We start from the raw sequence: 13,386 nt of genomic DNA, 5'->3' as shown, positions 1-13,386 counted from the left end.
CGGCTTTCGCCGGGTGAAAATCGGCAGCGCGCCCTTTAAGCTGATCGACACATGCGGGCTCATTCAACGCGGCTTCAATGGCATTCGCCATTGCCTCAACGTCACCTACAGGCACTAACTTGCCATACTTGCCATCAACCAGAATTTCCCTTGGTCCAGAAGGACAATCCGTCGAGACCACAGGCGTCCCGCAAGCCATCGCCTCAACAATGACGTTTCCGAACCCTTCATAATTTGAGGACAAAACAAAGAGATCAGCAGTCATGTAGAACGGTGTGGGGTCTGAATGAAAACCGGCAAGAATCACCCGATCTTCAACGCCCAGCTGGCGGGCAAGCGTCAGCAGCGCCTCGCGCCCTTTGCCATCCCCCACAAACATCAGACGCGCATCGGGCCGATGGAGCCGCGCGAAGGCCCGCAGCAGAAAGGGGTGGTTCTTCTGTGCCTTCATACTGCCAACGGTCACGATGCGCGCGCCCACCGGGCCGGACCAAAGCGCCTCGGCAGCTTCGATCGCTTCGGTAGAAGGCTCGGAGTGGGGCGGGACAGGATTGTGAAGTACATTGAAGGCACCGGGCTCTAGACCGGACATTCTGGCAATATCCTCAACCACACCAGTAGATACTCCCACCCGGTGATCGACCAAACGATAGCCAAGCGCCATGGAGGCTCGCATAAAACCTCGATGCAGCCGCCCCCAATCTCGATATTGCACCGATAGCGTATTGTGCTCTGAGACAAGAACCGCACATTGATGGCCAGATAAACGTGCGGCAACCGGAGCAATCACAGTTAGCGGCCACATGGCGGCTATCAGTGCATCGGGGCGATGGCGTCGCAGATAGCGGGCGAGAGCAAAAGGCAACGCCCGGGCGCGCGGAATGGCTAGATTGGCAACCGAAAATGAATACTTTGCTTCCTTCAACAACTTACCCCGCGCCTGCATCAGCACGAACTCGACATCATGCCCCAAAATAGCAAATTCATGTGCAAGAACAATACGAATTCGCTCTACACCACCACCACGCAAGTCGGGAAGAAGAATGGAAATCTTCATTATTAAAAAACTTTCATTTTAAGCTAAAACCCTTCAGGAGTAGAGCTATCTGAACGCAATTTTCTAAAGGCAACAAACTTTTCCAGCTTGACCCTGTATGCAATAAAGGACGCTAAAAATTTAGTACGCATACTTTCGTTTGACTTAGATATATTCCGAACAGCCGCAACCGGAGGAAAAAGCGACCTCAACATACTTAGCTTGTAACTTTGATCTACCGAAAGCTTACCGCCTGTCGTTCTTCTGATTTTTTTAGCGAGTTCAGCCCAGGAGTGCCTAGCAGGATGATACACAATCACATCATCAACGTATTTTAGACTCAAACCGCTATTTGTAGCCCTTTTATTCCATTCAACATCACCAGCAGACAAAAGGTCATGATTAAACAGACCTACTTCATTGAATGCCTTGCGATGAATAAATAAATTTGCTGTAACTGAAACTCCTTGCTTTGCATTACTTTCTTGATCGAATGCGAATATTTTTTCATAACATTCAACTGCCGACATCTTTTCACCACGCGGGAAGACTATAATTTTTCCAGCAACTCTTTCCAAGCCATTCTCTTTTAAAGCCTTGATGCCCTTAACAATCCAATCACATTCAGGAATACAGTCAGAATCGGTAAATGCCAATATATCGCTCTTAGCATGAAAAATACCCAGATTTCGGGCTGCGTAGCTACCAGGACGAGGTTCTTCAAAAACATAGAAATTAGAGGCAGGCAGATTAACACTCAAAGAATTTTTAGAATTATTTACTACGATGACTTCATAACTTTTATCTTCTATGTTTTGCCTTGCTAAAGCATTTAAACATAGCTGTAATCGTTCGTCATCGTTAAATGTTGGAATAATTACGGAAACAAGGCACATATTCTATCCGCCACAAACTTATTGGTTTCTACGTAAAACTATTTGTTAAAGTTTTGAGCCCTTCCTGCCCCGCTGAACAATTTCGATCATCGGCATCCTTATCTTTCTTCTTTCACCTAAATGGGGCAAATGAGGCACCTAATCACCTATGACGAATGCTGTGCGGACATGCTTGAGACGTTCACTCCGCTACACTGATCAATAATCTGCTTCAGGCGGCTAATGAGAGAGTTTTGAAAAAACTCTTAGAGATCAATTTACTTATCAGACTGCCAAGAGATCAAGATAAGCTTTTGCGACTTTCGCCGGGTGAAAATCGGCAGCGCGCCCTTTAAGCTGATCGACACATGCGGGCTCATTCAACGCGGCTTCAATGGCATTCGCCATTGCCTCAACGTCACCTACAGGCACTAACTTGCCATACTTGCCATCAACCAGAATTTCCCTTGGTCCAGAAGGACAATCCGTCGAGACCACAGGCGTCCCGCAAGCCATCGCCTCAACAATGACGTTTCCGAACCCTTCATAATTTGAGGACAAAACAAAGAGATCAGCAGTCATGTAGAACGGTGTGGGGTCTGAATGAAAACCGGCAAGAATCACCCGATCTTCAACGCCCAAGTCGCGAGCGAGCGTCAACAGCGCCTCGCGTCCCGCCCCATCCCCCACAAACATCAGCCGCGCATCTTGGCGCTTCAGCTTGGCGAAGGCTTGAAGCAGAAAAGGATGATTCTTAACGGCTTTCATCGTGCCAACAGTCAGAATGCGGCCACCTGCCAGGGCGGACCATAGCGCTTCCGCCGCCTCCAAGGCTACGGCGCTTGGTTCAGGCCTCATCGGTACGGGGTTGTGAATCACGTGAAAATCGGCTGATGACATTTGGGCCAGCCCAGCCATATCCTGAATAAGGCCGGAAGAGACCCCCACCCTTTGCTGAGCCAGCCGATACCCAAGAGCGGTAGAACCTCGGAGTAAAGCATGATGCCAATGCCCCCAATCGCAATACTGCGCCGACAGCATACCGTGCTCAGACACTAATATTTTGCAACGATGGCCAGCCAGCCTCGCAACGACTGGGGCAATCACAGTCAGCGGCCACATGGCGGCTATCAGTGCATCGGGGCGATGGCGGCGCAGGTAGCGGGCGAGAGCAAAGGGCAGCGCACGGACGCGGGGGGTAGCTAGGTCGATAACCGGAAAAAAAGCGTTCGCCTCTTCAAGCAATTCACCCCGTGCCTGCATCAGCACGAACTCGACATCATGCCCCGCCCGGGCGAATTCACGGGCGAGATCGAGATTGACCCGTTCGGCTCCGCCACCGCGCAGGTCTGGCAATACTATAGAAATAGTATTTTTTCCTGCAACACCACTAGGATTCACTATTGACTCTCAAAATTTCACAGCCCACCTTTTCACACATCATCATCCGTAATTTTTCGTCAGTTGTTTCACCTAAAGAAAGATAGATTTTTCTCACTCGGTCACTCGGAAGGTTGAAAAGAACTGTTGTAAACCATCCGTAAACAATTGCTTTTTTACCAATACATAACTCTGCAATTAATTCTTCGGCAATCTTCTCTCCATCACCAATTAATGTCGCACCGATATTTAAAGGGTGAATCTCTCGCGGATGCTGTAAATAATAGTGAATACCTAGCTTACTGACTAGCCGTTCCAGTCGTGATAAATCATCAGCGAAAAAACCTCCAGCTTTCACAACCTCATCAAAAGGCTGACCAATAAAAAACTTTACAGGCTCTTCATCATCAGCCACGCTTTCCCCATTATCTTCCCACGCATGGATTAGCTCAAGCCTACTGCCTTCAACGATATTTTCAAATTTATCATATATTGTCCAATGTTTATTTATATCTTTTTTGAACTTTTCTCTCGATCCTGCCCTAAGCAAAAAATCATACAGCCATGACAGTCGACTGGGCGTATAACAATGGTAAGAGCTTTGTGGATAAATATTAGCAGTCCCATCGTCAAATGTAACAAACTCGGCATTTTTCTGCCGGCGAGCAAGCATTCTGAATAGATAACTATCGAAGCTAGCTAGTAGCACTTTTTGATAACCATTAAATCCACGGCCAAAGAATTTGGTGAAATAAAGGTATCCATAATGAAGAGCGTCACGCTTTCTTCTTCTGACATTGACATAAATTGAACGTCGGGATTTTTTGGCAAGCAATGCGAAGTAATAACGATCTTTTGCAGAATCGTGATATGTGAAATAGACAAGATCAATAGATGGTGGATCAGTATGCTCAATTACCTTATTGGCCAACCAAGCTTGGAATGGTGTTCGTACAAGCAGGAGTGTGCTTCTTCTTTTTTGTTTCACAGGCAACATCTCTTATCTAACGACCTCAGATTGATAAACGACTTCCTGAATCCATGGCCCCGACGTCTAAAAAACCTCCTAACCATTGAAATAAAATTGAAATAGATACAAATCTAGCGGCATGAGCATTCGGCCAACTGACTGTAATATACCCAGTCTTTCCTGGAATCGTTCTGCATGACATAGAGCACGTGATAGGTTGCCACTTTTCCGCCACCAGCACCTGCTCCATCAGCCAGTCCTGGAATGAGGTTTTCACAGAACACGTTTTTGTGTTCACGGTATCAGATAGCACGTTGAGACCGATCACTATTCAAGGCTACGGAAACTTCTGTGACGGGCGTCATTGCGGACACGTCCTGATTCACATTGCGGCCCAACACGTCGCTCATATACTTTGGCGCCAACCCATACCCCGGCCTTACACTCCTCACCGCATCCTCGGTAATCACGTCCCCTGCCTTCAGGTCCTTTACGAAGTAGAGCGAACGCCGAAACTGCACGTTACCCTGTTCGCTGGACTTGCGACCATAGTCGACCTGGCCCAATGCCTGCCAGGCAGTCTTGGCATCGCGGCATAGGGCGGTGAGATCTGCAGGCTCCAGGGAGAAGCTGTCGTCGGGGCCGCTGCCGTTACGGTCGAGGGTGAAGTGTTTCTCGATCAGGCTGGCGCCCAGCGCGACGCTGGTGATGGCGGTAGTGTTGTCGATGGTGTGATCGGAGAGCCCGGTAACCAGGCCGAAGCGTTCGATCATGTCGGGGATGGTGCACAGGTTATAGTCTTCAGGCGGTGCCGGGTAGCCGCTCACGCAGTGGAGGATGGCCAGCTGCTCACAGCCGGCGCCGCGGGCGGCGTCGATGGCTTCCTGGATCTCCTCGGCGTCGGCCATGCCGGTGGAGATGATCATCGGCTTGCCGGTGCGCGCGACGTATTCGATCAGCGGCAGGTCGACCGCTTCGAAGGAGGCGATCTTGTAGGCCGGGGTGCCGAGCTCTTCGAGCAGGTCCACCGCGGTGGTGTCGAAAGGTGAGCTGAAGATGGTGATACCCAGCTTGCGGGCATGCTCGAAGAGCGGCTTATGCCACTCCCAGGGTGTGTGGGCTTCTTCGTAGAGCTCATAAAGAGTACGCCCGTCCCACAGCCCACCATGGATCTTGAAGTCGTCGCTGTCGCAGTCAAGCGTGATGGTGTCGGGGCGGTAGGTCTGCAGCTTGACGGCATCGGCGCCGGCCTTGGCCGCCTCCTCGATGATGCGCATGGCCGTATCGAGCTTGCCATTATGGTTGGCCGATAGCTCGGCGATGATGTAGGGGGCATGGCCATCCCCGATGCGGCGGCCGTCAATCTCGATCCAGGGCGATGTCATGGGATATCGGCTCCTTGTGAGTCGCGCCATTCCTCGGCCAGCAGGCCGAAACCGATGACGTCGTGATAGGTGTTGCCGTCATGAAAGTGATCGCGGTGAGTCGCTTCGCGGCGAAAGCCGAGGCGCTCGTGGAAGCCCTGCGAGCGCGTGTTGTCGGCGAGGACTTCACCACACAGCTTGTGCAGCCTGAGGGTCGTGAAGGCATAGGTCAGGATGCACTGCCCCAACCCCTGGCCACTGCCTCGGGGGGCGTCCGGGGCGAGATAAAAGCCCCATTCAGCGCGCCCGGCAGTGGTGTCCACCACGTTAAGGTTGACGAAGCCCAAAGGCTCGCCCTCCTGCTCATAGATCAGCAAGTGGCGCTGGGGGGCCTGGCTCGCCCGCTCGAACCAGCCACGATGCTCATCCAGGGTAATCAGCCGCTGGGTATACATGTGACGGCGCACCTGGGGATGGTTACGCCAGGCCAGCACGCGCTCAAGGTCAGGCTCTTGCATGGGCCTTAAGATATGACGCCCAACGCCCTGCATCACTGCCATCACTCGAGTCGCACCTTTTCCATCCACCAAGTCCGCGGCCCGCTGGCACGTCGTCGATAACATATCGGGAGCAGTCAGCGCGGCCAGCTGAGCCACCAGCGATGCCTCGAGCTCACTCAGATCCAGGGGTAGCGCTGCCCCCTTCCCGGCAAGGGCGTCAGCGATCTCGCGCTGATTATCGGCCAGCACCACCATCAGCGTGGGCAAACCCAGGCAGCAACGCTCCCAGGAGGTACTGCCAGCGGCGCCGATGGCAAGATCCGCCTCGGCCATGCGCCTTGCCATATCACTGACGTTGACCACCACCTCGGTGGGCCAGGGCATCTCGCGAGCCTGAGCGGTGACCGATTTGCGCCAGGGGGCCGAGGCGCCCATCACCACGCTGATCTGCAGGTCATCCGGCAGGTCGCAGGCGGTCAGGGCGTCCAGTACCTGGCCGGTGACGTTGTCCTTGTCCACGCCGCCGAGGTTGATCAGCAGGCGCTGTAGCCGAGGCTCGCGGGCACGCCGGCTCAAGCTGGCCTCGCGCCACTCGCGGAACTCGGGGCGCAGCAACGCATAGCGTGGCCCTGCCAGCACCTGGCAGGCCTCGGGCACCCGACCACGATAGTCCTCTGCCCGCCGGCCGAGGTTCTGGTCCAGCAGCAGATCGGCAACGTGGCGCCGATCCGCCAGGTCGTCGATCACCAGCAGCCGCGGGGCTGAACCGGAAAGCTTACTGAGCACCGCCGTTTCCCAGCGATGGTCCAGGGCATAGTGATCCACCACCAGCCAGGCGGGAGCCAGCTCGGCCAGGATCGGCTGACAGGCCGCGGCATCCTGCACCCAGCTCGCGCCCAGCCAGTGGGCATGGGCAGGCTCAGGTTCGGAAGTGCTCACGGCGTCAGTGTCAGCAGCGTTTTCATCCAGCGGCAGACGATGGACCGCAAAACCACGGGCCGCAATCAGCTCACACAGATGCCCCGGATGCTCCCGGCACAGGAAGTGACACTCGGCGCCCTGCGCCTTGAGGGCCTCGGCCAGGGTCAGGCAGCGCATGACGTGGCCGCTGCCGATCTCCAGCGAGGCGTCGGCGCGGAAGGCGACCACCTGCCCCTGGAGGCAGGAGGATATCGGCGCTTCACTCATGCCCAGCCGCCCTGCTGCTGGGCCTGCCAGGCATTGAACAGCCACTCGGCGCGCAGCCAGTCTTCCGGGGTGTCGATATCCTGCACCCGGTGACGCGGGAGCCTCACCGGCACGGCGCGCTCGGTGAAGATCGGCGTGCCGGCGCGCCAGGCCTCGGCACGGCCCCAGTAGAACTGGCCGGCATCGTGCCACGCCTCTTCGAGATCCTGGGAGCGCGTGGTGAAGTGCTCGGGCTGGAACATTGCCACGCGCCCTTCGGGGGTCAGGCGCAAGGCGCGCTGGATGGGAAAGGCGTAGCTGGTCACCGAGAAGGCGTAATCCACGTCATCGCCCTGAAGCGCAGAGAGCCCTGTCTTCAGGTCATCCGCCTGCACGAACGGCGCCGTGGCGTAGAGACAGCACACCGCCCGCGGCGCCTCGCCCTGCTCGCGCAGCCAGTCGATGGCGTGGGCGATGACCGGGATGGTGACGGTATGGTCGTCGGCGAGTTGGGCCGGGCGGCGAAACGGCACCTCGGCGCCATGCGCCTCGGCCAAGGCGGCGATCTCGTCGTCGTCGGTGGAGACGATCACCCGCGAAAAGCAGCCGCTGGCCAGCGCCGCCTGGATCGACCAGGCGATCATCGGCTTGCCGGCGAACTCGCGAATATTCTTGCGCGGAATGCGTTTGCTGCCGCCACGGGCGGGGATGACGCATATGCTCATTGCTGGCGGTTCTCTAAAGTGTAATTAACCGTCAGGGGAGAAACCTGATAATGCTTGGCAATCTTTTCCAGGCTCTCTTCACCTGGCTGTGCCGTTTCAAGGGCCTCCAGCAGGCCTTCGTAAGGGCAGAGGAGTTCTTGTGCAAAGGCCCGCTGAAATTTCTGCCGGCGGGTTCTGCTGTGCGTAAGGCTCAACAGTTGGCTGTTTACCTGTTGCTGGGTATACACATAGTCGCCAAGCAGGCGGGCAAGAGAAAAGCGCTTCGCCGTGTTTCTTCCTTGGTGAACGACCACCACGGCTTGATTGTCACCTTTCCTCAACCCGGCCGTGTCGACCTGTGCCTTCGATGCCTGGCTCCAAACTTGTTTGCTTAGCCCCAGGTAGTCCAACAACCTGCCATTCGTCAGCTGTTCTTCGGGGGAGATGCCCAGTTTAGACCTGACCCAGGAGGCAGCACGGGCGGCCTGTTTCCAGACCGGCTGATACTCCCTGGTCAGCGCAGTGCCGGCTTGCAGAGCAAAGCCGGTGAGGTCGGGAGACATGGTGTGTCGCGACGCTTGCAGTGAACGATACAGGCGCTGGGCGTGTTCAAGGGCAGTGGTGCCACGGTTGTCACTGCCCAGCTCTTCCACAGAGTCTTTACCAAATACACCGTAGAAGCGCTGCAACCCCTCGATCAGGGCTTCCGGGGCTTCATCGGGATCATAGCCCGCCTTGGCCTCAAGCTTACGCCAGTCAATGGCTGCCGGGTCGTGACGCTCATCCAGCAGCTCATGCCATAGCTGTGCCAGGTTTGAGCCAGGGTAACGGGAAGCCAAAGCGTTGATAAAGGCATCCACTCCCTCCTCAAAACCCTGAGCATTCAGCCACTCGTCCAGCTGTCGGGTAAAGCGAATGGTGGTAAAGCGCCCTTCCGTCTTGCAGGCCACACAGCGAATCGCGGCATCATCTGATGAGAGCTGAAGGTCTGGCCATTGATACCCAGAAGCGGCAGCCGCCAACCGATGGCTCAGGTTCCAATCCAGCTGCTGCTCTGCCGTCAGGTTTTCCTTTTCCGGCTCCCAGCGCAAACGCCACCAGTTGGCCGCAAACCACTCGGCCAACGGCATAGGATCAGCAATGATCGCGGCGCCGAGCTGCTCCTGCTCATCGAAGTGCTCGGTAACGGGCTGTCCTTTCACCTCTATCGTGATGGCCTGCCGATCCGCACCCGCTATGGGCATGATCTTGATCTGGAAGTCACTCATCACGCTTTCTCCACTCCTCACGTACCCTGTCGGCTAACGGGTCCTGCTCTGGCATCGGGTAACCATGATAGGTGCCACGTTCGGCGTTCTCCAGCCGAGCTTCCAGGGCGATGCCATCGGCGGTGACTGCCCAGATGTTCTGCGGCCAACTTTCCTTGGCATGGTCGCGCTGCTGGCTGACCAGCCCTTTCTTGATCCCTGCCAGCAGCAACGCCTTGGCCTGCTCACGAGACGTAATACTGGCGTCGTCACACAGGCTCTTGTGCGGCCGCGGGTTGGCGGGTGGCGTCAAGCCGAAATCTCCGGGGTTACGCTTGTGCTCCGGGTTGCCACCGTAGCCAGCATGCAGCCACTGCTCAGGTACCTCCTCAGAGGGAGCCTGCAGCCGACGCTTTGGATTGAAGCTGGTTCGCCGCTTGAATCCCATCAGTTCACCACCCTTTTCAGCACCTCGACAACCTCATCCTGCTGGGCGGGGGTCATGGTGGGATAGAGCGGCAGGCTGATCGCCTCGGCGTAGTAGCGCTTCGCCTCGGGGAAGTCGCCCGGCCGGAAGCCCAGTTGCTGATAATAGGGCTGGGTATGCACCGGAATGTAGTGCAGGTTGACCCCGATGCCGTGCTCGCGCAGCCAGTCGATGGCGTGAGCGATGACCGGGATGGTGCCGGTATGGTTCGACGGCGAGCTGGGCGGGGCGGCGAAACGGCACCTCGGCGCTATAGGCCTCGGCAACGGCGGCGATCTCGTCATTATCGGTGGAGACGATCACCCGCGAAAAGCAGCCGCTGGCCAGCGCCGCCTCGATCGACCAGGCGATCATCGGCTTGCCGGCAAACTCGCGAATATTCTTGCGCGGAATACGCTTGCTGCCGCAGCGGGCGGGGATGATGGCAATCATCATTCAATTCTCACAGGAACGATATTTGGTGGTGAAAATGGTCGCCCCCAAGCACTCATACGCTTCTTCTCAAAATATGATCTTTGGGAAGGCATACATCTAGAAAACAAGTAAAGCATCACAAAAACAAACTTAAATTTCTTACTAACACCTCTTTCTTCAAGCACCTCTTTCACTCTTCGAGTACTTGCGCCAACTCCCATAAGGATTGAGTCTTCCCTAAACTTTCTCATGACTCTCATCTTCTCCAACCATTTGACGATTGGAACTCTTGAGAGTCCACCAGTATTAACGAGATAAAGCCCAACAAACTTGTCATCCATTGCTTTTTTTATAGTAATATTTTGCGACATTCCGGCACCGAATGAGTACCCCCAGCAAGCAGTCAACATGCGATCAAAATAGCGATCACTCTGCTTTCCCCTAGTTACTGAGAAATATTCTTCTTGGTGAACATAAGCACAAATATCGCTGACAACAAACCGATCAACAAAGTGTGGCAAAATAAAAAGAAGCGCATTGTCTTCATAAATACAAAACTCAGAATACCGAATATTGCATCTATTAAATAAACGAGAGTGGAATATCTTTGAGAATATTCTACCAAAATTTTTAAAAAGCCTTTCGCCACTACTATACAATCCGGAAGGAAGCTCCATGCTGCTAAATCTGCTCCCTCTTGAAAAAATATTAAAATCAATAAAATCCGGATCTTTAATGATATTTTCTTTCAACAAGAATAGCGCTGCATCCAGATCAATATTATCGTCCGAGTCAACGAGCCAGAGATAGGTTCCTTTTGCTACATCCAAGCCCGCATTGCGGGCACCCCCAGGGCCTTTATTCTCCTGCGAAATTATAGTTACCGAACAGTGAGCGTTGCGCTTGAAATTCTGTAGTATGTCTAGCGTATCATCACCAGAGCCATCATCTACAAGAATCAACTCTACGCTATCATCAGCACAGTTACTTAGCGTTTCTAGAAGTCTTTCACACTTCTTTGCCGAATTATGAAATGGAACGATAATCGATAGAAGCTTCATGTCAACTCTTCACCGGCTTAAGCAGCTGTCCCAGAATGTCGATAACTTCATCCTGCTGGACAGGAGTTATGGTGGGATAGAGCGGCAGGCTGATGGCCTCGGCGTAGTAACGCTGCGCCTCGGGGAAGTCGCCCGGCCGGAAGCCCAGTTGCTGATAATAGGGCTGGGTGTGCACGGGAATGTAGTGCAGGTTCACGCCGATGCCGTGCTCGCGCAGCGCCTCGAAGACCTGGCGATGCGTGGTGCCGATCTGGTCGAGTTGCAGGCGGATCACATAGAGGTGGCGGCCGGAGTCACTATCCGGGTGCTGCCAGGGCGTGGTCACGGACAGCTCGGCCAGGGCGGCATCGTAGCGCTCGGCCAGGGCGTTGCGCCGTGCCACGTAGTCCTCCAGGCGCTTCAGCTGCGAGAGCCCCAGGGCCGCCTGCAGCTCGGTCATGCGGTAGTTGAAGCCGAGATCGATCTGTTCGTAATACCACGGACCATCGGGTTCATGGTGCATCAGTGCCGGGTCGCGAGTCACGCCGTGGCTGCGCAGCAGATTCATACGGCTCGCCAGGGCGGCGTCGTTGGTCAGCGCCATGCCGCCTTCGGCGGTGGTGATGATCTTCACCGGGTGGAAGCTGAAGACGGTGATATCGCTGTAGCGTCCGCTGCCGATGGTTTCACCCTGGTACTTGCCGCCGATGGCGTGGGAGGCGTCCTCGATGATCCGAAAGCCGTAGCGCTGGCCAAGGGCGTGGATCGCCTGCATGTCGCAGGGCTGCCCACACAGGTGCACCGCCACCACTACCTTGGGCAGGCACCCTTTCGCCTCGGCCCGCTCGAGCTTGGCCGCCAGGGCTTCAGGGCAGAGGTTGTAGGTACGCGGGTCGATGTCCACGAAGTCGACTTTGGCACCGCAGTAAAGACCACAGTTGGCGGAGGCGACAAAGGTGATCGGCGAGGTCCATAGCCAGTCGCCCTCCCCCAGGCTCAGCGCCAGGCAGGCGATATGCAGCGCCGAGGTGGCGCTGTTGACCGACAGCGCATGGCGCGCGTCCACCTTGTCAGCCACGGCCTGCTCAAAACGTGGCACCATTGGGCCTTGGGTCAGGAAGTCTGACTGCAGCACCGCCAGCACGGCGTCGATATCGGCCTGCTGAATATCCTGGCGTCCATAGGGAATCATCAAATGGCTCCGATCTTGTCCCAGTTCGTATCGAGCCATGCCTTGAGCTGAGCTTCACTCATCCATTCGGGATTGGTATCGCTGGCGTACTCGAAGCCCTCGGGCACCTTCTTGCCATCCTTGATGCGGTTGGCGTCCTTGTCCCAGCTGTTGATGGCTGGCAGGATCTTGTAGTGCTCGGGGTACTCGTAGGTGTAGTAGGCATCTTCGGCGCCGATCATCTGCTCGTGCAGCTTCTCGCCGGGGCGGATGCCCACCATCTCCTGCCTAGCTTCCGGAGCGATAACGCGAGCCAGGTCGGTGACCCTCATGGAGGGAATCTTTTTGACATAGATCTCGCCACCTTCCATATCTTCAAAGGCGTGCCAGACCAGTTCCACACCCTGCTCCAGGCTGATCATGAAGCGGGTCATGCGATTATCGGTGATCGGCAGCACGCCACTGTCACGGATCGACGTGAAAAACGGAATGACCGAGCCGCGCGAGCCCATGACATTGCCATAGCGCACTACCGCGAAGCGCGTCTCATGACCGCCGGCGTAGGAGTTGCCGGCGACGAACAGCTTGTCGGAAGTAAGCTTGGTGGCGCCATACAGGTTGATCGGGCTGCTAGCCTTGTCGGTGGAGAGGGCTACCACCTTCTTCACGCCCTTGTCGATGCAGGCATCGATCAGGTTCATGGCGCCCATCACGTTAGTCTTGACGCACTCGAAAGGGTTGTACTCGGCGGTGGGCACGATCTTGGTGGCCGCGGCATGCACCACGTAGTCAACGCCATCCAATGCCCGGTAGATGCGATCCCGGTCGCGCACGTCGCCGATGAAGAAGCGCACCCGGGTATCGCCCTGGAACTTCTTGGCCATCTCCCACTGCTTCATCTCGTCGCGGGAAAAGATAATAACGCGCTTGGGGTCATAGTGTTTCAATAGCATAGGGATGAAGGTGTGGGCGAAGGAACCGGTGCCACCAGTGACCAGGATGGATGTGTCATTGAACATTGAGTGATTTCC

13 protein-coding genes and 1 pseudogene are annotated in these 13,386 nt (G+C 55.5%); all 14 read right to left on the bottom strand.

Annotated features, from left to right (window positions below):
* Window positions 1–1,057: glycosyltransferase (locus DFO68_RS00850; RefSeq protein WP_133481483.1), on the bottom strand; the 1,057-nt coding region annotated here is incomplete at its 3' end.
* Between the two features lie 23 nt (window positions 1,058–1,080).
* Window positions 1,081–1,932: a glycosyltransferase family 2 protein gene (locus tag DFO68_RS00845; protein WP_133481118.1), complete on the bottom strand. Its 852-nt coding sequence runs from the start codon at window positions 1,930–1,932 to the stop codon at window positions 1,081–1,083.
* Window positions 1,933–2,196: 264 nt separating this feature from the next.
* Complete coding sequence (locus DFO68_RS00840) at window positions 2,197–3,312, bottom strand: glycosyltransferase (protein ID WP_208107321.1); 1,116 nt, start codon at window positions 3,310–3,312, stop codon at window positions 2,197–2,199.
* A complete protein-coding gene (locus DFO68_RS00835; protein ID WP_133481116.1) occupies window positions 3,302–4,288 on the bottom strand; it encodes a glycosyltransferase family 52 in 987 nt (328 codons plus the stop codon). The genes DFO68_RS00840 and DFO68_RS00835 overlap by 11 nt, the downstream gene beginning before the upstream one ends.
* Before the next feature lie 275 nt (window positions 4,289–4,563).
* Window positions 4,564–5,646: a pseudaminic acid synthase gene (pseI, locus tag DFO68_RS00830; RefSeq protein WP_133481114.1), complete on the bottom strand. Its 1,083-nt coding sequence runs from the start codon at window positions 5,644–5,646 to the stop codon at window positions 4,564–4,566.
* Window positions 5,643–7,313, bottom strand: a complete 1,671-nt coding sequence (pseG, locus tag DFO68_RS00825; RefSeq protein WP_208107320.1) for a UDP-2,4-diacetamido-2,4,6-trideoxy-beta-L-altropyranose hydrolase — start codon at window positions 7,311–7,313, stop codon at window positions 5,643–5,645. The genes pseI and pseG overlap by 4 nt, the downstream gene beginning before the upstream one ends.
* The gene (gene pseF / locus DFO68_RS00820; protein ID WP_133481112.1) at window positions 7,310–8,017 is read right to left on the bottom strand and encodes a pseudaminic acid cytidylyltransferase; all 708 of its coding nucleotides are present in this window, start codon (window positions 8,015–8,017) and stop codon (window positions 7,310–7,312) included. Before pseF ends, pseG begins: the two co-directional genes overlap by 4 nt.
* A complete protein-coding gene (locus DFO68_RS00815) occupies window positions 8,014–9,264 on the bottom strand; it encodes an ImmA/IrrE family metallo-endopeptidase (protein WP_133481110.1) in 1,251 nt (416 codons plus the stop codon). The genes pseF and DFO68_RS00815 overlap by 4 nt, the downstream gene beginning before the upstream one ends.
* Complete coding sequence (locus tag DFO68_RS00810) at window positions 9,257–9,691, bottom strand: hypothetical protein (RefSeq protein WP_166637497.1); 435 nt, start codon at window positions 9,689–9,691, stop codon at window positions 9,257–9,259. The genes DFO68_RS00815 and DFO68_RS00810 overlap by 8 nt, the downstream gene beginning before the upstream one ends.
* Entirely contained in the window at window positions 9,691–9,996 is a 306-nt protein-coding gene (locus DFO68_RS15735; protein WP_243726372.1) for a DegT/DnrJ/EryC1/StrS family aminotransferase, read from the bottom strand. Before DFO68_RS15735 ends, DFO68_RS00810 begins: the two co-directional genes overlap by 1 nt.
* Window positions 9,997–10,012: 16 nt before the next feature.
* Window positions 10,013–10,162, bottom strand: a pseudogene (locus tag DFO68_RS15730) (cytidylyltransferase domain-containing protein); the annotation flags it as partial.
* On the bottom strand, window positions 10,162–11,205 hold the full coding sequence (locus DFO68_RS00795) for a glycosyltransferase family 2 protein (RefSeq protein WP_133481109.1): 1,044 nt from the start codon (window positions 11,203–11,205) through the stop codon (window positions 10,162–10,164). The pseudogene DFO68_RS15730 and the gene DFO68_RS00795, both read right to left, overlap by 1 nt.
* A gap of 1 nt (window position 11,206) precedes the next feature.
* Window positions 11,207–12,376 carry a UDP-4-amino-4,6-dideoxy-N-acetyl-beta-L-altrosamine transaminase gene (gene pseC, locus DFO68_RS00790; protein ID WP_133481107.1) on the bottom strand — a complete coding sequence of 390 codons (1,170 nt, stop codon included), beginning with the start codon at window positions 12,374–12,376 and terminating at the stop codon, window positions 11,207–11,209.
* Window positions 12,376–13,374, bottom strand: a complete 999-nt coding sequence (gene pseB, locus DFO68_RS00785) for a UDP-N-acetylglucosamine 4,6-dehydratase (inverting) (protein WP_133481105.1) — start codon at window positions 13,372–13,374, stop codon at window positions 12,376–12,378. Before pseB ends, pseC begins: the two co-directional genes overlap by 1 nt.
* Window positions 13,375–13,386: the final 12 nt, after the last annotated feature.

The organism is Halomonas ventosae (assembly GCF_004361885.1).
Classification (GTDB): Bacteria; Pseudomonadota; Gammaproteobacteria; order Pseudomonadales; family Halomonadaceae; genus Halomonas; species Halomonas ventosae_C.
Note: the sequence above shows the minus strand (reverse complement) of the source record. Positions and strands in the feature narration are given on the sequence as shown.

Bases quoted from the DNA above. Each gene is read 5' to 3' on its own strand.
- DFO68_RS00845 (WP_133481118.1), bottom strand. From the start codon at position 1,932: ATGTGCCTTGTTTCCGTAATTATTCCAACATTTAACGATGACGAACGA.
- DFO68_RS00815 (WP_133481110.1), bottom strand. From the start codon at position 9,264: ATGAGTGACTTCCAGATCAAGATCATGCCCATAGCGGGTGCGGATCGG.
- DFO68_RS00835 (WP_133481116.1), bottom strand. From the start codon at position 4,288: ATGTTGCCTGTGAAACAAAAAAGAAGAAGCACACTCCTGCTTGTACGA.
- pseC (WP_133481107.1), bottom strand. From the start codon at position 12,376: ATGATTCCCTATGGACGCCAGGATATTCAGCAGGCCGATATCGACGCC.
- pseI (WP_133481114.1), bottom strand. From the start codon at position 5,646: ATGACATCGCCCTGGATCGAGATTGACGGCCGCCGCATCGGGGATGGC.
- DFO68_RS00810 (WP_166637497.1), bottom strand. From the start codon at position 9,691: ATGGGATTCAAGCGGCGAACCAGCTTCAATCCAAAGCGTCGGCTGCAG.
- DFO68_RS00795 (WP_133481109.1), bottom strand. From the start codon at position 11,205: ATGAAGCTTCTATCGATTATCGTTCCATTTCATAATTCGGCAAAGAAG.
- pseF (WP_133481112.1), bottom strand. From the start codon at position 8,017: ATGAGCATATGCGTCATCCCCGCCCGTGGCGGCAGCAAACGCATTCCG.
- pseG (WP_208107320.1), bottom strand. From the start codon at position 7,313: ATGAGTGAAGCGCCGATATCCTCCTGCCTCCAGGGGCAGGTGGTCGCC.
- pseB (WP_133481105.1), bottom strand. From the start codon at position 13,374: ATGTTCAATGACACATCCATCCTGGTCACTGGTGGCACCGGTTCCTTC.